This window comes from Meiothermus hypogaeus, from assembly GCF_003574035.1.
In the GTDB taxonomy this organism is placed as follows: Bacteria; Deinococcota; Deinococci; order Deinococcales; family Thermaceae; genus Meiothermus; species Meiothermus hypogaeus.
Map to the genome: position 1 here is coordinate 1 of NZ_QWKY01000021.1, position 22,187 is coordinate 22,187.

The 22,187-nt window shown below is 60.9% G+C and carries 19 protein-coding genes and 1 tRNA gene; 12 read left to right on the forward strand and 8 right to left on the reverse strand.

Annotated features, from left to right (window positions below; all coding sequences use genetic code 11):
- From Mhypo_RS07320 to Mhypo_RS07330, 3 genes are all read left to right on the forward strand, one after another.
- Positions 1-673 (forward strand): GNAT family N-acetyltransferase (locus Mhypo_RS07320; protein ID WP_119340645.1); only part of this gene is annotated, 673 nt, incomplete at its 5' end.
- A 317-nt stretch (positions 674-990) separates the two neighbouring features.
- The gene (locus tag Mhypo_RS07325; RefSeq protein ID WP_119340691.1) at positions 991-2,040 is read left to right on the forward strand and encodes an amidohydrolase family protein; all 1,050 of its coding nucleotides are present in this window, start codon (positions 991-993) and stop codon (positions 2,038-2,040) included.
- Between the two features lie 23 nt (positions 2,041-2,063).
- The gene (locus Mhypo_RS07330; RefSeq protein ID WP_119340646.1) at positions 2,064-3,395 is read left to right on the forward strand and encodes a chloride channel protein; all 1,332 of its coding nucleotides are present in this window, start codon (positions 2,064-2,066) and stop codon (positions 3,393-3,395) included.
- Here Mhypo_RS07330 and Mhypo_RS07335 read toward each other — a convergent pair.
- Entirely contained in the window at positions 3,298-3,963 is a 666-nt protein-coding gene (locus tag Mhypo_RS07335) for a PIG-L deacetylase family protein (RefSeq protein WP_119340647.1), read from the reverse strand. The genes Mhypo_RS07330 and Mhypo_RS07335 overlap by 98 nt on opposite strands.
- An 88-nt stretch (positions 3,964-4,051) precedes the next feature.
- On the opposite strand from Mhypo_RS07335, the gene Mhypo_RS07340 reads away from it, so the two are divergent.
- Positions 4,052-4,142, forward strand: a tRNA-Ser gene (locus Mhypo_RS07340).
- Between the two features lie 37 nt (positions 4,143-4,179).
- Here the strand turns inward: Mhypo_RS07340 and Mhypo_RS07345 are convergent.
- The 4 genes from Mhypo_RS07345 to Mhypo_RS07360 form a co-directional block, all read right to left on the reverse strand.
- The gene (locus Mhypo_RS07345) at positions 4,180-5,373 is read right to left on the reverse strand and encodes an aminotransferase class V-fold PLP-dependent enzyme (protein WP_119340648.1); all 1,194 of its coding nucleotides are present in this window, start codon (positions 5,371-5,373) and stop codon (positions 4,180-4,182) included.
- On the reverse strand, positions 5,370-5,861 hold the full coding sequence (locus Mhypo_RS07350) for a heme-degrading domain-containing protein (protein WP_119340649.1): 492 nt from the start codon (positions 5,859-5,861) through the stop codon (positions 5,370-5,372). The genes Mhypo_RS07345 and Mhypo_RS07350 overlap by 4 nt, the downstream gene beginning before the upstream one ends.
- Entirely contained in the window at positions 5,858-6,898 is a 1,041-nt protein-coding gene (locus Mhypo_RS07355) for an oxidoreductase (protein ID WP_119340650.1), read from the reverse strand. Before Mhypo_RS07355 ends, Mhypo_RS07350 begins: the two co-directional genes overlap by 4 nt.
- Before the next feature lie 159 nt (positions 6,899-7,057).
- Positions 7,058-8,269: a vanadium-dependent haloperoxidase gene (locus tag Mhypo_RS07360; protein WP_240637158.1), complete on the reverse strand. Its 1,212-nt coding sequence runs from the start codon at positions 8,267-8,269 to the stop codon at positions 7,058-7,060.
- A gap of 485 nt (positions 8,270-8,754) precedes the next feature.
- Between Mhypo_RS07360 and Mhypo_RS07365 the strand changes: the two genes are divergently transcribed.
- The 7 genes from Mhypo_RS07365 to Mhypo_RS07395 all read left to right on the forward strand — a co-directional run bounded on the left by Mhypo_RS07365 (position 8,755) and on the right by Mhypo_RS07395 (position 18,641).
- The gene (locus tag Mhypo_RS07365; protein WP_119340652.1) at positions 8,755-10,380 is read left to right on the forward strand and encodes a CRTAC1 family protein; all 1,626 of its coding nucleotides are present in this window, start codon (positions 8,755-8,757) and stop codon (positions 10,378-10,380) included.
- A 203-nt stretch (positions 10,381-10,583) separates the two neighbouring features.
- Entirely contained in the window at positions 10,584-11,621 is a 1,038-nt protein-coding gene (gene xylF / locus Mhypo_RS07370; RefSeq protein ID WP_119340653.1) for a D-xylose ABC transporter substrate-binding protein, read from the forward strand.
- Between the two features lie 138 nt (positions 11,622-11,759).
- On the forward strand, positions 11,760-12,980 hold the full coding sequence (locus tag Mhypo_RS07375; RefSeq protein WP_119340654.1) for a sugar ABC transporter permease: 1,221 nt from the start codon (positions 11,760-11,762) through the stop codon (positions 12,978-12,980).
- 2 nt (positions 12,981-12,982) lie between these two features.
- The gene (locus Mhypo_RS07380) at positions 12,983-13,753 is read left to right on the forward strand and encodes an ATP-binding cassette domain-containing protein (RefSeq protein ID WP_119340655.1); all 771 of its coding nucleotides are present in this window, start codon (positions 12,983-12,985) and stop codon (positions 13,751-13,753) included.
- A gap of 34 nt (positions 13,754-13,787) precedes the next feature.
- A complete protein-coding gene (locus Mhypo_RS07385) occupies positions 13,788-15,134 on the forward strand; it encodes a hypothetical protein (protein ID WP_147075523.1) in 1,347 nt (448 codons plus the stop codon).
- A 12-nt stretch (positions 15,135-15,146) separates the two neighbouring features.
- On the forward strand, positions 15,147-16,190 hold the full coding sequence (locus tag Mhypo_RS07390; RefSeq protein ID WP_119340657.1) for a Gfo/Idh/MocA family protein: 1,044 nt from the start codon (positions 15,147-15,149) through the stop codon (positions 16,188-16,190).
- A 72-nt stretch (positions 16,191-16,262) separates the two neighbouring features.
- A complete protein-coding gene (locus tag Mhypo_RS07395) occupies positions 16,263-18,641 on the forward strand; it encodes a glutamine--tRNA ligase/YqeY domain fusion protein (protein WP_119340658.1) in 2,379 nt (792 codons plus the stop codon).
- 298 nt (positions 18,642-18,939) lie between these two features.
- Here the strand turns inward: Mhypo_RS07395 and Mhypo_RS07400 are convergent, their stop codons facing one another.
- A complete protein-coding gene (locus tag Mhypo_RS07400; protein ID WP_119340659.1) occupies positions 18,940-20,145 on the reverse strand; it encodes a PQQ-dependent sugar dehydrogenase in 1,206 nt (401 codons plus the stop codon).
- Between the two features lie 176 nt (positions 20,146-20,321).
- On the opposite strand from Mhypo_RS07400, the gene trhA reads away from it, so the two are divergent.
- Positions 20,322-20,981: a PAQR family membrane homeostasis protein TrhA gene (trhA, locus tag Mhypo_RS07405; protein WP_119340660.1), complete on the forward strand. Its 660-nt coding sequence runs from the start codon at positions 20,322-20,324 to the stop codon at positions 20,979-20,981.
- 363 nt (positions 20,982-21,344) lie between these two features.
- On the opposite strand, the gene Mhypo_RS07410 is transcribed toward trhA, so the two are convergent.
- Both Mhypo_RS07410 and Mhypo_RS07415 read right to left on the reverse strand, forming a co-directional pair.
- Complete coding sequence (locus Mhypo_RS07410; protein ID WP_119340661.1) at positions 21,345-21,554, reverse strand: hypothetical protein; 210 nt, start codon at positions 21,552-21,554, stop codon at positions 21,345-21,347.
- Positions 21,555-21,582: 28 nt separating this feature from the next.
- Positions 21,583-22,173 carry a hypothetical protein gene (locus tag Mhypo_RS07415; protein ID WP_119340662.1) on the reverse strand — a complete coding sequence of 197 codons (591 nt, stop codon included), beginning with the start codon at positions 22,171-22,173 and terminating at the stop codon, positions 21,583-21,585.
- Positions 22,174-22,187 lie beyond the last annotated feature (14 nt).

Below are 22,187 nucleotides of genomic sequence, written 5' to 3' on the forward strand. Positions count from 1 at the left end.
CCAATCCCCCAACCCCTTTCCCCCCTCGAGGGAGAAAGGGGTGGCTGAGAATTCGGTTTTGGTGGGTTTCATCTTCGGTTTCCCCACCAACCGCCCCACCGAACACCACTCACACATGGCCGGGGTGCTGCCGGAGTACCAGGGCAGCCAGATTGGTCTGTTGCTCAAGCGCTACCAGCGCGACTGGGCCCTCAGCAGAGGCTACGAGCGGGTGGTCTGGACCTTCGACCCTCTGCGCGGCCTGAACGCCCATTTCAACCTGCGCAAGCTGGGTGCGACCTTCAATCGCTACATCCCCAACTGCTATGGCGCCATGGGCGGCATCAACGCCGGCGCACCTTCAGACCGGGCCTACGCAGTCTGGGAGTTGCGTTCCCCCCGGGTGTTCAGCCGCATCTACGCACCGCCAGCGGCCCCCAGCATAGAGGGTCTGCGGCAGGCCAACGTGGTGGAGCAGCAAAAACCGGTCGGGCTCCATCTGGACCTGTCCGAACAGCAAATTCTGGTGCAAATCCCCGAAGACTGGGGCCATATTTTAAAGACCGACCCAGGCCTGGCCAACCAGTGGCGCTTGCACAGCCGAGAACTGTTCGGGCACTACTTCACCCAGGGCTACCGTGCCATAGACTTTGTGCGCGGCCCCAACCGCTATGTACTGGAGCGAATGGGCTGATAGCGAACGGGTTGGTCTGGTGCTACTAATACCAGATTCGGTTAGTTCGTCACCAAAGGGTGACGAACTAACCCGACCGAAGGGAGTGCTCTAGGATTCAAAAAGACAGCCTCTGGTGTTTTTGGTTTTGTAAACTGTCTTTTTGAATCCGGTATAATGCTGCATATTCCGCAAATACTCGGTCGCAGACCATTGACCATCGGCTTTTTTGAGCTTTCGGCCTGGAGCCTTTAGCTTTGGGCACACGGGAGGAAACTCTGATTCTTGCACCTGAAATCTGGACTGCCGAGGTGGTCTACGTCGGTTTCGGTACGCCCATGCTCAATGGCGGCCTGGTGGTGGTGGGCCAGCACATCGCGGCCACAGGCCCCCTGACCGAGTTGCGAAAAACCTATCCCGAAGCACCCCTCGTTCATAAGGGCAAAGCCCTCACGCCGCCGGTGGTCAACGCCCACACCCACCTGGATCTGACCACGGCTCCCTATTTTCGCGGCAGCTACACCGACTTCATCAAGCACGTGATTGACCACGGTTCAAAACGCAGCGCGGAGGCAGCCTTACAGGGTCTGAACGAGCTTCAAACCTTGCGAGTGGGGGGTTTTGGGGACATCGTGTACAAGCCCGAAATTGTGGAGTGGCTGCTGGAGCATAGCCCCCTGCCTGGGGTGGCCTACCTCGAGGTCATCCACCGCAACCCAGCGCAGGCCGACGAAGTAGCCCGCCGGGTTGCCCATCGCTTGACGGAGTGGCGCAATCGAAATAGCGCAGTCAGGGTGGGGCTTTCACCTCACACACCCTACAACGTGAGCCCGGCCCTGCTCAAAAAGCTGGTCGAGATTGCCCGGCTCGAGGGCTTCCCCCTGCAAATGCACGTGGCCGAAAGCCCCGACGAAACCCTCCTGATGACCCAGGGCACCGGCCCTTTGCGCGAAATTCCGTTGCAGTATGGGTTTGCGCCCTACGAGAACCCCCCCGGCCTCACGCCCGTACGCTACCTGGCCGAACTCGGGGTGCTGGGGCCGCACCTGACGGTAGTGCATGGGGTGCAGGTGGACGAAGAAGAGGTGCAGATGCTGGCCCAGTCGGGTACGAAGGTAGTCGCCTGTCCGCGCAGCAACGAGGGCCTGGCCTGCGGCCAGATGCCCTGGGTGCTGTACCTCAAACATCGCCTCGAGCCCGCCCTGGGTACCGACTCGCGCAGCAGCAGTCCCGACCTGGACGTGCGAAACGAGGCACTCTTTTTGTGGGAGCGGGTAGACCCCCGGGTACTGGTGCGGGCTGCTACCCGCAACGGTTACCGGGTGCTGGGGCTGGAAGCGCCCCGCATCACCCGCGGAACGCCGGTTTCCCAAGTACAATCCTGGTAGTCGGCCGTTGTGCCGGGATTTTTATGCAGATCGGTGCGCTCATCCTATACAGCGCTTTTGTGGGGGCCCTGACCGGGGTTTTTGCCGCCGGGTTTGTGTTTGTGCTGGGGGTAATCGAGCGCTATCTGCTGGGCGAAACCCTGGGTTACCTGCCCCCCGGCCTGCCGGGCGAGGGCGGCCTTTCCCAGATTTTTCGCGGGCCTGCCTTCTGGTGGCTGGCCTTGTTGTTGCCGCTGGTGTTCGCCGCCTCGAGCTACCTGGGCTCGGGCCGGGGGCTGGGCTGGCTTTTGGCAGCCTACCGCGCGGGGCGCCCGGTACGGGCAAGCGAGTATTTTCGGGGCATCGTCGGTTCGCTGATACAGCTTGGCGCAGGTTCCCCCCTGGGCCGCGAGGGGCCCATGGCTGCGCTGGGTTTGTGGGTCGGTAGTGTGATGGGGCGGCGCATCCCGCTGGGCGAGTCGAGTCGGTTTCTGCCCTTTGCGGGTATGGCGGCGGGGTTTGCCTCGGCCTTCCATGCCCCCATGGCTGGGGCCCTATTGGCCAGCGAGATTGTCTACCGGGGGCTGGCCCTGGAGGTCGGTGCCCTGGCCCCCGCGCTGATCGGCGCGCTGGCGGGCTTCACGGTTTACGGACTCTTTCATAGCTATGGCCCGCTGCTCGAGCTCACGCCAGGGCCTTTGGCGTGGCCGCAACTTCTGTTTGGGTTGGCGATTGGTCTGGTGTGTGCCGGGGTGGGCACCCTGTGGCTCGAGGCCGAGCGGTTTCTACAACGCTTTTTGCGGCGTCTCACCTTCGGGGTACGCCATGCCCTCTTCGGGCTGGTGCTAGCGGGGGTCTTGCTTTTGATGCCTGAGGCCATCGGTAGCGGACTGCCCTGGGTCCAGCTTGGCACGTCTCCTATTCTGACGTTGCCTTTCCTGGGGGTGCTCTTCCTGGTGCAGCTCGCCTTGCTGATTCTGGGTGGCGGCGTAAGGGCCTACGGAGGGCAGCTCACCCCGGCCCTTGCCCTGGGAGGCCTCAGTGGGCTAATTCTGGCTCAACTGCTGGCCCAGGTTTTCCCTTCCATAGCCCCACCCCCCGAAACCGCCGCCCTGGTGGGCATGGCCTCCCTGTTAGCAGGTATCGCCCGCGCACCCTTTGCTGCGGTGGTGCTGGCAGGCGAAATTGGGGGTTATAGCCTGCTACCCCTGACCCTCATTGCCGCTTTTGCCGCCTATACCTTCACCAGCCCACAGGGTAGTTTTGAGGTTGGGGTGCTCAACCAAGAAAAGGATGAGCCAGCGGGGCCTCTGCCTGAAAACGCTCCGCAAACTTTACTGAAGCCTCAGCCCCCAGCCTCGAGCGATTCGCCCTGAATGCCTCCAGGCTGTATTCCCACTGGTAGAAGTCGCGATAAAAGCCAAAGACCCGGTCGGCCACCGCCTGACCCTCTTCGCCTACGTCCACATACACCACAGGTCTTGGAATATCGCTACGGTAGTAGTGCAGCAAGCGCACGGGCTTGCGGTACGGCTCGCCCACCAGTTTGGGAATGCGGCAAAACTTGAGCGCCGAGAGGGTGGCCCAGTAGGCCGCCCGGTGGTCGGGGTGCACATCATGGGGGTTCCAGGTCACCACCACATCGGGCTTCCAGCTCGCTACCACCCGAGCTATGGCCAGGGCCTCTTCGCGGCCGCCGGTCAGGCTCGAGTCGGCAAAATTTAGGAACTCAGCCTCTGCGCCAATCATTTCAGCCACCGCGTGACCATGCCCCTCGCGGATGCGGGCTACCTCTTCGGGGGGCGTATTGCCAAACTGGCTGGCCAGCTCCCCTCGGGTGAGCCAGAGAATCTTGGCCGCGTCGCCGCGCAAGACATGCTTGGCCAGGGTACCGGAAACTCCTATTTCGTCATCGGGATGAGGAAAGACAGCAAGTAAACGCACGCCCAGAGTATAACGCAGCCCAGCTTGACGCTCCTTATACCGCCCTGTACACTCAGGCTTGCCTGCTCTGGCAGGTACAGCACATCCTGGAGTGGTGCCCGAGTGGTTGAAGGGGCACGCCTGGAGAGCGTGTATACGGGTTTCCTGTATCGAGGGTTCGAATCCCTCCCACTCCGCCAAACAAACGCCCGCAGGAGCCATTGCGGGCGTTTCCAGTTACCGATAGTTCTCGACGGCACAGGCCAGGCGCTCAATATCCTCGAGCTCGTTATAGACCTGGGCCGAGATCCGCACCCACAAGCGCTCATCCCGGCACAGAATGGGGGCCTCGAGCCGGTGCTCGTACAAGAGGGCGTACTGCAACCAGGCTGCCTCCTCGCGGGTTTTTCCCAAAGACCCAGGCAGGGGCAGGGTAACCATACACCCGACCATCGCCTCGGGCGCGGGAGGTTCAAATCCCCATCGGCTTGTGAGCATCAGGGCCGCTTGCCAGGCCAGGCGGTGATTGTAGTCGCGTATGGCCGCCAAGCCCCATTCGCGCAGCAAATCCAGGGCTGCTGGTGCGGACAGATAAGGTGTGGGGTCTTTGGTGCCCACCCAGTCGAACTCCTGGGTGAAGCCCTGCCCCAGGCCCCAGGAAATTACGGGCGGGTGAAGGTCTGGCTGACGTTCCGGGGCCACCCACAAAAATCCGCAGCCCTTGGGGGCCAGGGCCCACTTGTGCAGGTTGCCGGTGTAGTAGTCCACGCCCAGGCTGGGAATGTCCAGCGGTATGGCCCCCGGCGCATGGGCACCATCAGCCAGCACCGGTATCCCAGCCGCCCGGCAGCAAGCCGCCATCTCGGCCAGCGGCAGCACCAGGGCAGTTTCGGAGGTGATGTGATCAAGGATGGCCAGACGCGTGCGGGGGGTTAGGGCTTCTGCAAAAGCCGATACCATTTGCGCCCGATTGGAGAGCGGAAATGGCAACTCCACCATCACCAAGCGGGCCCCGGCCTGTTCGGATACAAAACGGGCCGCATTCACCACAGCGCCGTAGGCCAGGTTGGTAATCAGAATTTCGTCCGCTGGCCGCAAATCCAGGGAACGCAGCACCGCGTTGACCCCGGTGGTGGCGTTGTCGACAAACACCAGGTCCTGGCCTCTAGCGCCCACAAACCGGGCCACCGCCTCGGCGGCTTCGCGCAGCCGGGGCACCGGGCGACTCGAGGCGCCCGACAGGGCCGACAGCTCCCGGAGCAAAAAACGGGCGGGCTGTCGCTCCATCTCCTCCCGCAGGGCTTGCTGTTCGGCTAGAACTTTTTTGGGGGTGGCGCCCACCGTGCCGTGGTTGAGGTAGGTAATGGCTGGGTCAAGCGGCCAGTGCCGGAGCATCTCCCTACCAAAGCGGATGGAACCCATGCCGCTCATGGGTCGAGGGCCAGCTCCTCGTAGGGGACACCCAGGTAGTTGGCCAGTACCTCCACCACCAGCTCGTGGTCTTCGCGCTGCGGCAACCCCGAGACCGTAATGGCCCCCAGGCAACCCACCCCTTTTACAAAGATGGGAAAGCTACCGCCGTGGGCAGCAAAATCGCGCGCGTCCAGGCCACGATTCTCGAGGCCGACCTCTTTGTGCTTCAGCATTAGGCCCACCGCATAGGAGCTGCGGTGAAAACGCTGCACCACATTGCGCTTGCGCCGTATCCATTCGGCGTTGTCGGGGGTAGCGCCCGGCATGGCATAAAAAAAGAGCGGCTGTCCAAAGAAGCTAATATCCATCGCAATGGCGCTATGGAGCTGCTCAGCCGCCAATTTGAGTTGCTGTCCCAACACCCAGGCGGTCGCAGCATCGAACTGTTCGAAGCGCAGGCGGGCCTCCTGTTCGGCAAGCACCTTCAGGTCCTGTTCCAGGTTCATTCTTCCACCCCCAGGGAAATCTCCCGGCGTTCTGCGGCGCTTTTTATGGCGGCCTCGAGCACCTCCATCAGCCGAACCGCCTGGTCGGGCGGCACCGGGTTCGGCCCTTTTTGCAGGATAGCATCCCGCACCCCTGCATAAAATCGACTGTAATCCCCGGGCGCATTGGGGACAGATTGTGCGGCCTGGTCGGGCAGGTACAGTTGGCCTTCAACTGGATCATGTCCAAAGTCTGAAGTACCTGGCCGCAGACCCCGCTTGAGCGCTTCTTCCTGGGTATCGAAGCCGTATTTGATGAAACTACCCTGGGTTCCATGTATCACGAAACGAGGGCTGCTACCTGCCACCAGCGCACTGGCATGCAGCACCACGCGCAGCCTGGTATAGCGCAGGAGCACGTGAAAAAAATCGGTGGTTTGAGCATGGTCGCGCTGAAGAGCCATATCAGCATAAACGGCTACAGGAGGGCCAAATAGCAGCAGCACCTGATCGGCAAGGTGCGGCCCCAGATCGTACCAGAGCCCACTTCCTGGCCCTGCCTGTTCACGCCAGCGATCGCGCACCTCGGGCCGATAGCGATCGAAATGCGATTCAAAATAGACAACTTCGCCCAGGGCTCCAGCCTGCAGGATTTGCAGCACTGTCAAAAAATCCGCATCCCAACGCCGGTTTTGATATACCGATAGCACTTTTCCCTTTTCGGCAGCCAGCATCGCCAGAGCTCTGGCCTCACTTGCATGAATGGTAAAGGGCTTGTCCACCACCACATGCTTTCCAGCTTGCAAGGCACGCTGGGCCAGGTCGAAGTGGGTCTGGTTGGGCGTAGCAATCACCACCAGATCGAGCTCCGGATGAGTAATTACCTCCTCGATGGACTCACCTACCCAAAGGTCGGGCCAGTCCGATTTGACTTTTTCGGGCTTACTGCTGGCAACCGTTACCAAACGCAACCCCGGAACGCTTTGGATCACCGGCGCATGAAACACCTGCCCTGCAAAACCATAGCCGATCAGTGCAACATGAATGGGTCGGTTCATAGAGCCTCTATTACTGGTAAGGTTACATGCAATTTTGTTTACATCAACTTACCTTGTTTTGCGAAAATACTTTTGCCCTTCCGGTCAAGGGCGACCTGCTTCCATTCGCCTTTGCACATCAACCTCGGGGTAAAATGCTGCTCATCCGCACGAAGACCACTAAGGCTTTTGAAGTATTTCCAGAACTTGTTTGGCCACACGCTCCCCCAGATCCAGTCCGCCACTGCCATCAAAAAACCAGTGGATACCCGCAATGATGCGCGAATAGGAGGCTTCTTTTGCCATATTGTCCCAGGTTTTGGCTTCGCCGGGGAAGAAAGCGGTCAGGATGGTGGCCGCAGCCCCACTTACCGACGAGTGACCGGAAGGATAGGCAGGAAAGCGAGGTGTGGGCAAATAAGGCCGCCAGTGCTTATCAAAGGTAGCTACCCACTGGTCGGGACGGGCCGTGTAATATATGAATTTATCCCGCCAGCAGGCTATGAAAGAGTTGTGCATGGCCACATTGAGGGCGGCCAGTATGGCCACCGCATCTGCGGCCTGATATTCTCGTTTTCTCAAAATTTCGACTGCGGCTTCCTGCCAAAGCCCTGCGGGCGTGACCGTACCGGGATCTCCTGCCCATTTTTCGGCAATCTGTTGTCCATAGTCATCCAGTTTCTGCTGCTCGGCCCAGAATAAAGTGCGTTCACGTTCGAACTCGGGGGAGTTCCAGGCTGGGGGTGGACTCGAGCGGGCCAGTTCTGCCGGTGTCACACCAATTGGGGTCACGTTGCCCCAGCCCGGTTCGGCGGCGGGGCGACCCAGGGGTAAAACCCAGACCCCAGGTGCTGGAGCCGGGTAGGTAGGAATAACCTGGCGAGCTGCACCATCCCGGCGGCCCCAGGCCACCACCTGAAGCCCAATCTGTCGGCCTATTTCCCGAGAAAGCCGTAGATTTCTCTCGGCAAACCCCGCACTCGAGGCCTGGGCATAGATGTTAGCAGTGGTCTGGCGAATGGCGTCTTTCAGGTTGGGAAAAGTGGGGTGCAGGTAGAGCATCACCTCCTGCGCCGCATAAGCCACTACCACATTGGGCTCGGCTTCGGGGTATTTGCGCAGCAGATACAAACTATCGTTCATCGCCACCGAGAGCAGCGCCAGGGCCCGTGCCGTGCGGGGCGGCGAGAACATCTGGGTCTGGATACCCAGTAGCTCCAGTCGTTGTAGCTCGCTTAAGGTATCCCAACTGAGGTTAGTGGGAAGCGGGTTGGGGCTGGCTTGCAGTTGAGCCCCCAGGCGCTCAACTGCCGGTGTGGTGGTCGCAATCCAGGCCCTGGATTGAATCTGCTGGGCCGACCCTGGACCAGAGATACAAAGTAACAAAACCACCAAAGACCAAGTCAAAGTTCTCGAGGTCAAGCGTTGTTGTACAAACGGCATAATCTAAACTTTAACGCATCTTTGCTTGGCAAACACAAACGCCGGAGGTTGTACCAGCCGTGGGCTAAGCGGTATGGTTTTTTATACCAGATTCGGTTAGTTCGTCACCAAAGGGTGACGAACTAACCCGACCGAAGTTATCCGCGTAGCGGAGGGCGATACCGCCCCTTGGAAGTTATCCGCGTAGCGGAGGGCGATACCGCCCCTTGGAAGGGAGACGCTTTCTTCGCCGACCGACAGTGAAGGGCCATCGGCCCCCGGCTAGCGCCGGTACTCAAGGGAGCGGTGTGCTCTAGGATTCAAAAAGACAGCCTCTGGTGTTTTTGGTTTTGTAAACTGTCTTTTTGAATCCGGTATTAGCGTTTGATTGGGGCGTTCAAAGTTTCTTTTTGTGCTCTCATTCGGGCCAAAGTAGTTGCGGTATCATCCCCTTAATGAATCCACCGCGGGCATTGCTGGTCTGCCTTGGGTTGTGGTTTTCGGGCTGGACGCTGGCTCAGGTTGCCATCCCCAATTTCATTGAGGAGACGCAGAGTTCGGGCCTCGAGAGCCGCTTTGATGGTGACTTTGTGGTAGGTGGGGGGGTGGCGGCTTTTGACTGCAACGACGACGGCCTGCCCGAGCTCGTCCTCTCGGGCGGCACCAATCGGGCCAAGCTCTACCTCAATCAAAGTGTAGTGGGCGGGGCCCTGCGCTTCAGGGAACAAACTGCGGGGGTCGAACTCGAGCAAGTGGTGGGGGCCTACCCCCTAGACATTGACAGCGACGGCAAAACCGACCTGGTTCTGCTCAGGTCAGGAGAGGATGTCCTGTTGCGTGGATTGGGCAATTGCCGTTTTGAAAACGCAAACCGTCTGTGGGGGTTCCAGGGAGGCAACACCTGGACCACCGCCTTTGCAGCAACCTGGGAAAAAGGCCAGAGCTGGCCCACCCTGGCTACCGGAGGCTATGTCAATCGCGGTACCCAGTTTCCCTGGGGAAGTTGTCGGGGTAATGCCCTCTACCGCCCTGCTCCAGGTAGCAGGGGGTTTGCCCCACCTGTAGCGCTCGAGCCCAGCTTCTGTGCCTTATCGATGCTTTTTTCTGACTGGAACCGCTCGGGCACCCCGGCGCTGCGGGTCTCAAACGATCGTGAGTACTACCAGGGCAAAGGCCAGGAGCAGCTTTGGCAGATCATTCCCGGCCAACCCCCAAGGCTTTTCTCCGAGGCCGAGGGCTGGAAGCGTCTGCAAATTTGGGGCATGGGCATTGCCAGTTACGACCTTACCGGCACCGGCTACCCGGTCTACTACCTGACCAGCATGGGCGACAACAAACTCCAGATGCTGGAGTCGCCCAACCGACCCAGCTACACCGACATCGCCTTCCGGCGCAACGCCACCGCCCACCGACCCTATACCGGAGGCGACGTGCATATGTCTACGGCTTGGCACGCCCAGTTTGAGGATGTCAACAACGACGGCCTGATTGACCTTTTTGTGTCCAAGGGCAATGTGGGCTTCATGCGCGAGGCCGCCGCCCGCGATCCCAATAACCTGCTGCTCGGCAAGCCCGACGGCACATTTGTGGAGGTTGGCGATAAAGCTGGAATTGCGAGCTTTCTTCGCGGTCGCGGAGCCCAGGTCATGGATTTCAATGCAGATGGACTGCTAGACATTGTGGTAGTCAACCGGCTTGACCGAGCGCAGATCTGGCGCAATTTGGGGGGAACCACCCCTAGCCCTGCATCCGCTACCCCGCCAGCTGCCCTACCGCTGGGAAATTGGTTGCAAGTACGGCTCCAACAGCCAGGCCCCAACCCCGATGCTATTGGAGCCTGGCTGGAAGTACAGCTTGCCAATCGCGTTCTACGGCGCGAGTTGACTGTAGGTGGCGGGCACGCGAGCGGAGGGTTGGGCTGGATCCACTTTGGCGTAGCCAGTGCAGCGCAGGTACGCATGCGGGTACTATGGCCCGATGGTCAGTGGGAGGAGTGGCGGGAAGTTCAGACCAACCAGTTTGTCATTCTTAAACGAGGGAAGGGTATTCAACGTTTTTTGCCAGCCAGCAACCAACCGTAAAAATTGAAAATCCCCGTTCTAAGAACACAGTCCTGTGATGTAGCGGCCATCCTTTTGTAATCTGGGCCGCGTTGCAAAAAGAATGAGCCCGCCAGGCATTGACATTTTCTTCTTAATAAATGTATTTTCTTCTCGAGTCGAACAAAAAATGAAGCGCTTTAACAGCCAGTAACGTCGGCTCACTTTACACAAGGGGAGGGAGTATGAAGCGATTCCTCAAGGTGATGGTGTTGGTCCTGTTCGCAATGGCAATACCCTCTTTCGCGCAGCAGGTGATCGTAGGGGTAAGCTGGGCCAACTTCCAGGAAGAACGCTGGAAAATAGATGAGCGGGCCATCCGCGACCAGCTCGGACGCATGGGCGCTACCTACATCAGCGCCGACGCGCAAAGCTCCTCGGAAAAGCAGCTCAACGACATTGATGCCCTGATCGCCCGGGGTGCCAAGGCCCTGATCATCCTGGCCTGGGACAAAGATGCTATTCTCCCCGCCATTGATAAAGCCAAGGCTGCGGGCATTCCGGTGGTGGCCTACGACCGCCTGATCGAAAACGACTACGCCTACTACATCACCTTCGACAACGTGGAGGTAGGCCGGATGCAAGCTCGGGAGGTGTTCAAAGCCCGTCCCAAAGGCAACTACGCCTTCATCCTGGGAGCCAACACCGACCCCAACGCCGACTTCCTGCATAAGGGACAGCTCGAGGTGCTCGACGCCGCCATCAAGCGCGGTGACATCAAGGTGGTGGGCAAGCAGTACACCGAGGGCTGGAAGCCCGAGGTTGCCCAGCGCAACATGGAGCAGATCCTCACCGCCAACGCCAACAAAGTAGATGCGGTGGTGGCCTCTAACGATGGCACCGCCGGGGGCGTGGTAGCGGCACTGGCCGCCGTTGGCCTAGCCGGAAAGGTGCCGGTCTCAGGTCAGGACGGCGACCAGGCCGCCCTCAATCGGGTAGCCCGTGGACTGCAAACCGTAAGCGTCTGGAAAGACGCCCGCGAGCTGGGTCGCAGAGCCGCCGAAGCAGCCGTGCTGATGGCCCGTGGTACTCCCATGGACAAGCTACCGGGCCGAACCATTTTTGCCGACGGCCCCAATAAGGTTCGCATGAACGCCCTCTTGCTCAAACCCATCCCGATTACCCGGCAGAACCTCGATGTGGTGCTGCGGGCAGGCTGGATTACCAAGCAAGCTCTCTGCCAGGGGGTGAGCGGAGCAGGGGCACCGGCGGCCTGCCGTTAGAATCCAGCTTTACCGTCGAGGGTGGGCAGTTTGCCCACCCTTTTTCCGGTCAAAATATGTCTACACGTACGAACGCTAACTGCAAGAGCTCCGTTATAATCGATTCCGACAATCAAAACCTGGCGGAGGACTTTGAACATGCAAACACAAGCAGCCTCGAGAGCCAACGCAAACCTGGTGCAAAGTCTGGGGGTTGATGGGCGCATCCTGACCATGCTGGTGGTGCTGGCCGTGGTATGGACGGTATTCCAGATACTCACCCTGGGTCAGCCGGGACAGTTCCTGAGTCCACAAAACCTCTGGAACCTTTCTGTGCAAACAGCGGTAGTGGGCATCATGGTGGGCGGCATGGTGATGGTGATTGTGACCCGCCAGATTGACCTTTCGGTGGGTTCCATCCTGGGCTTCAGCGGTATGATCATGGCCCTGATCCAGACGGTGCCGCCTTTGGGCTGGGGTGGGAACTGGATTCTGGCATTGCTGGCGGGCTTGTTGCTGGGGGCATTGATCGGAGCCTTTCAGGGGTACTGGGTGGCCTACTGGGCCGTACCCGCTTTTGTGGTTACGCTGGCCGGATTGCTCATTTTTCGCAATGCCACCTTTATCGTGGCCAGTGGGCGTACCATCGGGCCCCTTAACGACAACTTCAAGGTCTTGGGGGGCGGCCTGAATGGTTCGATCGGGGAGTTCTGGACCTGGGTGGTGGGGCTGGTAGTAATGGCGTATATCGTCTATCAGGCCCTCACCAACCGCAGCAGGCGTATCAAAAACGGCCTTCCGGTGCGGCCGGTCTGGGCCGAGGCGGTGGTCAATGGGATTCTGCTGGCCCTGACCCTGGCTTTCGTGCTGGTCATGAATGCCTTCCCCTATCCGGGTACCAACATTCCACGGGGGATGCCGGTACCCGTCTTGATTACCCTGGTGGTGCTCTTTGCCCTGAACTGGGTGGCCCTCAACACCCGGTTTGGTCGCTACGTGTTCGCCATCGGCGGCAACCCGGAAGCAGCCCTGCTGGCCGGTATCAACGTCAAGCGGATACTGGTGGCGGTATTTGCCCTGATGGGGATGCTGGCTGCCCTGGCCGGGGCGGTGCAGGCTGCCCGCCTGAACTTCGTGACCAACAGCATGGGCAACCTCCTCGAGCTCGACGTGATTGCGGCTGCCGTGATTGGCGGCACGGCCCTGGCGGGGGGCAGTGGAACCATCGTGGGAGCCGCATTGGGGGCCCTCCTGATGTCCTCCCTGCGCAGCGGGATGGTGCTGATGGGGATGCCGACCGAATGGCAAAACGTGGTGTTGGGCGCGGTGCTGCTGGCAGCCGTAATCTGGAACACGGTGTATCTGAGGAACCGGAGGTGAACATGACCCCCTTGGTTGAAATGCACAACATCAGCCTCCGCTTTGGCGGAAACCAGGCGCTGGACAATGTCTCGGTCAACCTGTACCCCGGCGAGGTGGTGGGGCTCTTGGGTCACAACGGTGCGGGCAAATCCACCCTGATAAAGGTGCTCTCCGGAGCCTATCGGGCCGATAGCGGCCAGATTCGGGTGAATGGACAAGAGGTGCAGATTCGCACCCCCCAGGACGCCCAGGCCCAAGGCATCGAGACCATCTACCAGACCCTTGCCCTGGCCGACAACCTCGACGCAGTAGCCAACGTATTTCTGGGGCGGGAGAAGGTTCGGGGCGTAATGCTGGACGAGGACATCATGGAACTCGAGGCCCGCAAGACCCTGGATCGCCTGCGGGTGAAAATCCCCTCTCTGCGCCTGCCGGTAGCCCAGATGTCGGGGGGCCAGCGCCAGACGGTGGCCATTGGGCGGGCCATTTATTTCAAAGCCCGCTGTCTGATCATGGATGAACCGACCGCAGCTCTGGGGCCGGAGGAAACCCAGAAAGTCCACCAGCTCATCAAGGCCCTCAAGGCCGAGGGGGTTGGAATATTCCTCATTAGCCACGACCTGCACGATGTTTTCGACCTGGCCGACCGCATCACGGTGATGAAAAACGGGCGACTGGTAGGCACCGTCTACACCCAGGATGTCACCCACGACGACGTGTTGGGCATGATTATCGGTGGCGTGATGCCCAAAAACGTCCGGCCTGCCGATCAGCCTGCACCGCGGGCTTAATGGGCAGAGCACCGAGGGAACGGGAGTCGACCCCATGTCAACCGTATCCTTTGTTCCGCACCAGCTGGCATCTATCCAGGTACCTGGCGAGGTTCCGGTTCTACCGCCTGAATTGTTTTCGCAGCGCTATGAGCGCCTCGAGGCCAGGCGGCAAGAGTCGGGCCTGGATGCCCTCTTGATATATGCCGACCGGGAACACGCCGCCAACCTGGGCTGGCTGACCGACTTCACCCCACGGTTTGAAGAGGCCCTCTGGATTCAGGTAGGGGGACAGACCCCTACCTTGCTGGTGGGCAACGAGTGCCTGAGCTTTGCCCGTATGGTTTGCAAGCTCGAGGCCCGTTTCGAGCTCTACCAGGAATTCAGCCTGCCGGGCCAGGATCGCAGCCGAAGTACCGATTTGCCGGGCTTGCTGCGCAAGGCTGGGCTGGGCAAGGGGCTACAGGTTGGGCTGGTGGGCTGGAAGCCCATGCAGGCCCTGGACGTACCGCACTGGATTGTCGAAGCGATTGAGGCAGTGACGGGCCGGCTTCCCCACAATGCTGCCGACCTGCTGATGCACCCGGCCACGGGCTTGCGGGCGCGCCTCGAGCCCGAGCAAATCCGCTGGGCCGAGTACGCCTCGGCCCTATCCAGCGAAGGCCTCAAGAACTGGGTCTTTGGGCTGCGGGAGGGTCAGAGCGAGCGGGAGGCGGCTTTGCACCTGGTATCCTATGGCCTCGAGCTTTCCTGCCACCCCATGGTGAACTTTGGTCCGCAAATTCCCAGCGGACTCGGAAGCCCGCGCAATCACCAGGTTCAGCCGGGATTTTATGCCCAGGCCGCCTTTGGCCTAGTGGGGGGGCTGACCTGCCGGGCCGGACGGCTGGTGCGCGCGGATTATCGGGAGGACACCGATCGGTACCTGGAACTGGTCATCAACTACCTGCAGGTGGTGCATGCCTGGTATGCCACCCTGGGGGTCGGGGTCTTGGCGGGTGAAGTGTTCGCCAAAGCCCATCAGACCAAAAACGACACCTGGGATTTCGCACTGAACCCTGGGCACCTGATTCAAATGGACGAGTGGCTCGGCAGCCCCTTCAAGAAGGGCTCCGGGGTCGCCCTACAGAGTGGTATGGCCATCCAGCAAGACATTATTCCCGTTCCGCGGCAGGGTCATGCGGTGGTGAACATGGAGGACGGTCTGGTGCTGGCCGACGCCGACCTGCGCCAGGCGCTAAGGCGCCTCGACCCGGCCCTAATGGAGCGCGTAGCCCTGCGCCGCAAGGCAATGGAGCAGCTTGGGTATCAGCTTGGCGAGGACGTATTGCCTTTATCCAACATCCAGGGGATTTTCTTCCCTTTTTTGCTACAGCCTGAATATGTAGCCCGTTTTGACTGAAAGGAGCGTCTTATGCGAATTGGTATCGTAGGTGCAGGCTGGTGGGCCGGTTTTGCCCACCTTCCCGCCTTCAGGGATGCAGGGGCTACCATCGCGGGCATCTATAGCCGTACCCCGGCCCACGCCCAAAAACTGGCCGAGCAGTTCGACAGCAGAGCCTTTGAACACTATGAAGACCTGCTGGCCGCCTGCGATGGGGTGGCCATCTCCACCGCCGACCATACCCACGCCCCTCTGGGCATCCAGGCTTTACAGGCGGGCAAGCACCTTTTCATGGACAAGCCCCTGGCCCGTACTGCAACGGAGGGGCAGGCCATTCTGGAGGCTGCCAGGGTCTCTGGGCGCATCGGCCTGACCGCCTTCACCAGCCGGGGCGACCTGGCCGCCGAGATGGCCCAGCAGCTAGTGCGTGCCGGCGAAATTGGCGAGGTGCTTTATCTGAGGGGCTACTTCCACGGCGGCTTCATGGGCGACCCCGGGGGTCCCACCCCCTGGCGGGCCAAGGCCGAAACCGGGGGGGCCGGGGGCGCGGTGGCCGACCTGGGGGCCCATCTTTTTGACCTGGTGCGGATGTTGACAGGCCTCGAGTTCACCCAGGTCATGGCGCAAGGGCACATCCACTTCCAGCGGCCCGACCCCGTCACCAACCTGGACGAAGGAGCGGTGCTGGCCCGGCTGGGCGAGGCCAGCGGGGCTTTTTCGCTCTCGAGGGTGCACATTGGGGCCGACCAGCGGCTCGAGCTGGAAATCCAGGGCAGCAAGGGTGCCCTTAAGCTCTCGCCTGCCCTGTGGGGCCAGGGGAAAAGCTGCCAGCTGCTCTTAGCAAGGCGCCCCGGTTTTTATCAAGAGATCGCCCCCGACCCTGGTCTGCTGCGTGGGCGCGACCCCCAAAGCCCCTGGGGCTACTTCCAGTTTCGGGAACTGGCCCGGCGCTTCATGGAAGCCGTCGCCCAGAACCAGCAACCCACCCCCAGCCTCGAGGATGGGCTTATCACCCAAAAGGTGATAGACGCCGCCGTGCAGAGTTGCCAGGAGAACACCTGGGTAAAGGTATAAAAGACGAAGGGTCAATTTGGAATAGGTTTCCTTGGGCCTGGCCTGCCGACGGTGTATTCTTGGCATGTTGGCATGAGTACGGTAATGAACAAACCCCGTTTAGTAACCCCCAACTTCATCACCGAGATTATCGATGAAGATTTGCGTGCGGGTCGTTACTCCAGGATCGTCACCCGCTTTCCCCCTGAGCCCAACGGCTACGCCCACCTCGGCCACGCCATTGCCAGCTACATCGACTTTGGCATCGCGCACGACTACGGGGGGGAGTGCCGTTTGCGCATGGACGACACAAACCCCGAGGCCGAGCGGGCCGAGTACGCCGAGGCACTGATCGCCGATATGGGCTGGCTAGGCTGGGACTGGGGGCCTGCGGTCAGCTATGCCTCCAACTACTTTGAAGCCCTCTATCAGATGGCCGAAAAACTCATCCAGAAGGGCCTGGCCTACGTGGACAGCGTCCCGCCCGAGGAGATGGCCCGCCTGCGCGGCACGGTGGATAAACCCGGCACCCCCAGCCCCTACCGCGACCGCAGCGTAGCGGAAAACCTGGACCTGTTCCGCCGCATGCGGGCGGGGGAGTTCCACAACGGCGAGCATGTGCTTAGGGCTAAGATAGACCTCAGCAGCCCCAACATGAAGCTGCGCGACCCGGTGCTCTACCGGATTGTGCACGCCGAGCACTACCGCACCGGCAAAGCGTGGTGCATCTACCCCTCTTACGACTTCGCCCAGGCCACCACCGATGCCCTGGACGGGGTGACGCACAGCCTGTGCAGCCTCGAGTTCGTGGACAACCGGGCCATCTACGACTGGCTGATGGACCACCTCTGGGGCGAACCACCCCTCCACCAGACCCCCCGCCCCCATCAGTACGAGTTTGGCCGCCGGAGCCTGGAATACACTGTGGTCTCCAAGCGCAAGCTGAGGAAGCTGGTCGAAGGGGGTTATGTGCGCGGCTGGGACGACCCCCGGATGCCCACCCTGGCCGGCCAGCGACGGCGTGGGGTGCGGCCCGAGGCCATCCGGCGGTTTGCCGGGCAGGTCGGCATCTCGCGCACCAACCGGACGGTGGATATTGCCCTGCTCGAGGGGGCCATCCGCGACGACCTGAATACCACAGCCCCCCGCGTAATGGCGGTATTGCGGCCCCTCAAGGTGGTGCTCACCAACCTGGCCGAGCCCCGAACCATAGCTCTTCCGTACTGGCCCCAAGACGTCATCCAGGAGTCGCCCGATGGCCTGGTGCCCCTACCCGATGGTCGCCGGGTGCAGCCCGCCGAGGCCACGCGTACCGTGACCCTTACCCCGGAGCTCTACATTGAGCAAGACGACTTTGCCATTACCCCGCCCAAGGGCTTCAAGCGCCTGACGCCGGGGGGAACCGTGCGGCTCAAGATGGCCGGGGTCATCCGCTGCGAGCGCTACCAGACCGACGGGGCCGGTCAGGTTACCGAGCTCCTGTGTACTTTGCTGCCCCAGGAGGCTAAAGCCGCCGGGGTGATTCACTGGGTTAGCGCCCTGGACGCCGTGCCCGCCGAGTTTCGTCTTTATGACCGGCTTTTTACCGTGCCGCACCCCGAGGCCGAGGCCAAGGAACTCGAGGACGAAGCAGAAACCCCCGAAGACCACGACTTCCTGCGCTTTGTCAACCCCAAGAGCCTCGAGGTCGTGCAGGGCTACATCGAGAGAAGCGTGCTGCAAGACCCCCCGGATACCCGCTACCAGCTCGAGCGCAACGGCTACTTCTGGCAAGACCCCACGGACTCTAAACCCGGCGCACTGGTCTTCAACCGCATCGTCACGCTCAAGGACAACTGGGGACGAAACGCAGAGCAGGTCGAAGAAAAACGTGAAACTGTCAGCCATAAAGCACTCGGCAAAAAAAGGGCCGAAAGCCCGGCATCGCCACAGCCCGCCGTCATCCTCACCCCAGATCAAGAGTCCAGGCTGCAAAGCCTCCTGGCTCAGGGCATTCCCCAGGCCGAGGCGCTGGTGCTGGCGCGCGAACCCAGGCTGGCCGACTTCCTGTTGCTAGCTAGCCAGTCGGCACCCATTTCCGCACTGGCCAACTGGGTGGTCAACGACCTGGCCCCCGCCATCCGCACAGGTGTGTGCAGGGTCACGCCCGCAGGGCTGGCGGGCCTGGTCAAGCTCTTGGAGGCGGGTGAAATTAACACCCGCATCGCCAAGGACGTGCTGGCCGAAGCCCAGGAAAGCGGTACAGACCCGGCTGAGATTATTCGCCAAAAGGGTCTGCGGCAGGTCAGCGATAAGGGGGCTCTGGAAAGAATCGTTGACCGAATCCTGGCCGAAAACCCAGACAAAGTAGCCGCCTACCGCGCCGGCAAGACCGGCCTGCTGGGCTTTTTTGTGGGCCAGGTGATGCGCGAGACCCAGGGTCAGGCCAATCCCCAACTGGTGCAGGAACTGGTAAGGCAAAAGCTGGGCTAAGCCCAGGTGTCGCCTGGCTATGGAAGGCGCTGTAAAAGCTGCTGCCGTGCTCTTTAGCGCTTTATACCAGATTCGGTTAGTTCGTCACCAAAGGGTGACGAACTACCCCGACCGAAGTTATCCGCTTAGCGGAGGGCGATACCGCCCCTTGGAAGGGAGACGCTTTCTTCGCCGACCGACAGTGAAGGGCCATCGGCCCCCGGCTAGCGCCGGTACTCAAGGGAGGGGTGTGCTCCAGGATTCAAAAAGACAGCCTCTGGTGTTTTTGGTTTTGTAAACTGTCTTTTTGAATCCGGTATTATTTGCCCCGGTACCAGATCCGATAAACCCGCCCCCCCTTGGCGTCGGAGACATACATCGCGCCATCGGAGCCAACCACCAGCCCCACCGGGCGGCCCCAGGCATCCCGGCACATCTGCCCTGGCTCCCGCCAGCCGGTGGCAAACACTTCGGAGCGCACCGGAAGGTCGTTTTGAATGATGAAGCGTTCAATTTTGCAGTCGCGGTACTGCTCTGGGTTTTGCACCCCTAGCGAGCCGTGGTAGGCGATGTACAGGCTTTGGCGGTACTCCAGGGGAAATTGGCTGCCACCCCAGGCCATGCCCAACGGGGCCGAGTGGGCCGGGGCCGTAAATAGCGCCGGAACCGCCTTGCGGCAGTCGAAGCCATCGGTGCGGGGGTCGGGCACCTCGCTACGCTCGGCCTTGAGATTCAGGCCCAGCCCGGGCGTATAGCAGTAGGGCCAGCCATGAAAGCCCCCTGGCTGCACCGCCACAATCACCTCTTCGGGGGGCAGGTTGTCGCCCAGGTGATCGGTGCCGTTGTGGGTGGCCCAGAGCGCTCCCCTACCCGTCCAAGTAAAGTCTACGCTGTTCTTGAGCCCTTCGGCCCAGACCACCCGGCGGCGGGGGTCGGGGTCACGCGCAAAGGGGTTGTCCTGGGGTACGCTACCGTCGGGGTTGTAGCGCAAAATGGCCGCCCGGCGGGGGTCGCGCTCGGGGCCAAAGTTGGTCTCCGAGCCCACCGACACGTACAGCTTGCCATCCGGGCCAAAGTGCAGGGTGCGGGTGAAGTGCCCGGAAGGGCCCGGAATATCGGCAACGACAGTTTCGCGCTGCCAGGTAGCTCCTTTTTGTTGCATGCGAATGACCGCGTTGCTCAAAGCCACATAAAGCCAGCCCTGGTGCCACTCCAATCCATGGGGTAGCTCGAGGTGCTCTGCCAGCACCTCTACGCCATCGGCCCGACCATCGCGGTTGCGGTCGGGCAACCGTACCACCTGGCCTCCGTACATCAGGGTCAGGTAGAGGTGCCCATCGGGCCCCACCGTCATCATGCGGGGGGCACCCTCAAAGCCTTCGGCAAAAATCTGGATGGCAAACCCTGGGGACAGCCGAATGCGCCGGGCTGCTTCGTCAGTTACAGGCTCTGGCTTGGCAGCAAAAAACACGCCACAGGCCGCTGCCAGTACTATCGCCAGGCCTAGCCGATGCAAGGGGGTCATTTGAAGCTCAGGCTAGCAGAATTGCTGCCGGTTCGATTAGCGCCAGATGATGGTTCAAACTCCACCGAATAGCCGACCTCGAGTATTTGAGAAAATTGTATTTATCTCATGTTTTCACTGCTACACTAAATGCGTAATCGTCTTGGAATTATGAAACAAGACAATCTTCCCCAGTTATGAAAAACCGCTTTCGTCTTTCTTCCACCACTACGGTTCGTGAGCCGTTTAATACCTTTTCCCACGCAGCGGGTGCAGTGCTCGGCCTGGTTGGCATGGTTGCCTTGTTGTTTTTCACCCAGGGCAACGCCGCCAAAATCGTGGGGGCGCTGGTATTTGGCCTGACCATGATCCTGATGTACACCTCCTCCGCGCTCTACCACGCCCTGCGGGTCTCGGAGCGGGCCTTGTTGTGGTTGCGCAAGCTCGACCACGCGGCCATTTTTTTATTCATCGCCGGAACCTATACCCCGGTGCTGTTGCAAGCCATGGAGCCCGCTTGGCGGCCCTGGGCCCTGGGCCTGGTCTGGGGCCTGGCGTCGCTGGGGGTGGGCCTCAAGCTGGTCACGCTCAAGGCCCCGCGCTGGCTTTATACCGCGACCTACCTGGGCATGGGCTGGCTCTCGGTCTTTTTGCTGCCCAAGCTGGCCCTGAACCCCCTCGCGCTGGGCTTCCTGATTGCGGGCGGGGTGGCCTACAGCTTGGGGGCCGTGGTCTATGCCGCCAAATGGCCCAACCTGCTGCCCCGGCTGGTGGGTTTTCATGGCCTCTGGCACGTGTTTGTGCTATTGGGCAGTGCGGGCATGTATTTTGCTGTGCTGTCGCTGTATATAGCCTGAGGCCTACAGCCGATAGCCCATAGCCAAGGCCCAAATCACCCCGCATTCTGCGGGGTTTTTTGTACGGGTATTAGGGCGCGACGGGCGGAATGTTGAGCCGCTACCGCAGGAGAGCTAAGGGTAACCCAACGTAAATCTGCCCTCGACGGTCTGCATACAGATGAGCGTTATGCTCGGGGGTTAAGCCGAGTTTCAAAACGGATCGGTACCTTTATGTCTAGAAAACCGCAGCCCAGAAAAACCCAGGCCAGGATAGCAGCCTTCCCTGATCCTGGCGCAGGATCGAGGCGTTAACAGTTTACGCACGCAGAAACAAGAACGCCCCGGCCACAGGCCGGGGGTCTGGGTGGGCTAGCCTGGAGCTCAAAAACTGATGTTGACTTGTCCGAGCTTACCCAGAATCAGCATCGAGGCTACCGTGGCGGCGGTGAGAATAATCAGCACCAGGGCCATGCCGATGTAGCGCAAGTCAGCCCCCTCGCTTTCGACCTCGAGGGTGCGGGGGCGCAGGGCCAGGTACAAAAGCCAGGTGACCAGAATCGAACCGATGGTGAACAAGATGGCAAACAGCACGTTTTTCTCCTCCTGTGGGCCTTGCGGGTTAGCGCATACGCCACACCCGCAGCAGGGCCTCGAGATTCTTATCTAAGCCTACCAAACCCAGGCCATAGGTGGGTATACCCTGCTCCCAACCCACGGCCCCCACCCGGGGCCCCTCGATGGTGGGCAGTGGAGCCGGAGCGGGGGCTTCCCAGGGGGCGTAGGCCCTTGGTTCGTAATAGCTAAACTCGGGGCGGAGCGCCACCTCGAGCTGCCGGGCCTCGCGCGGGTCATCCCAGGGCACCCACTCGCCCTCGGCCACTTCCTTGCGGCCAGGGTAGGCGATGCCTATTCCTTCACCCGAACACACCACCAGCGCCCGGCGGGGGTTGGCCCAGTGCAGGGCCCTTGCAAAGGGAACCATGTGGTCTTCGGAGACGTCGAGGCCCAGCACAATTCTTCCCTTGAAGCGTCTGGGTAGCTGGGGCACAACCTCTTCCACCATGGAGTTGCTCATCCACAGCAGCAGGGTATCGCCCCCATACGAGCCCTCGAGCCAGGCATAAAAGCTGCCAAACTCATCCACAAAGGTTCGGGTGCGTTCGGCCAGCAGGGATTCCAGCCAATCGGTGTGACGCATGATGGTTTGCACAATAGCAGAATATC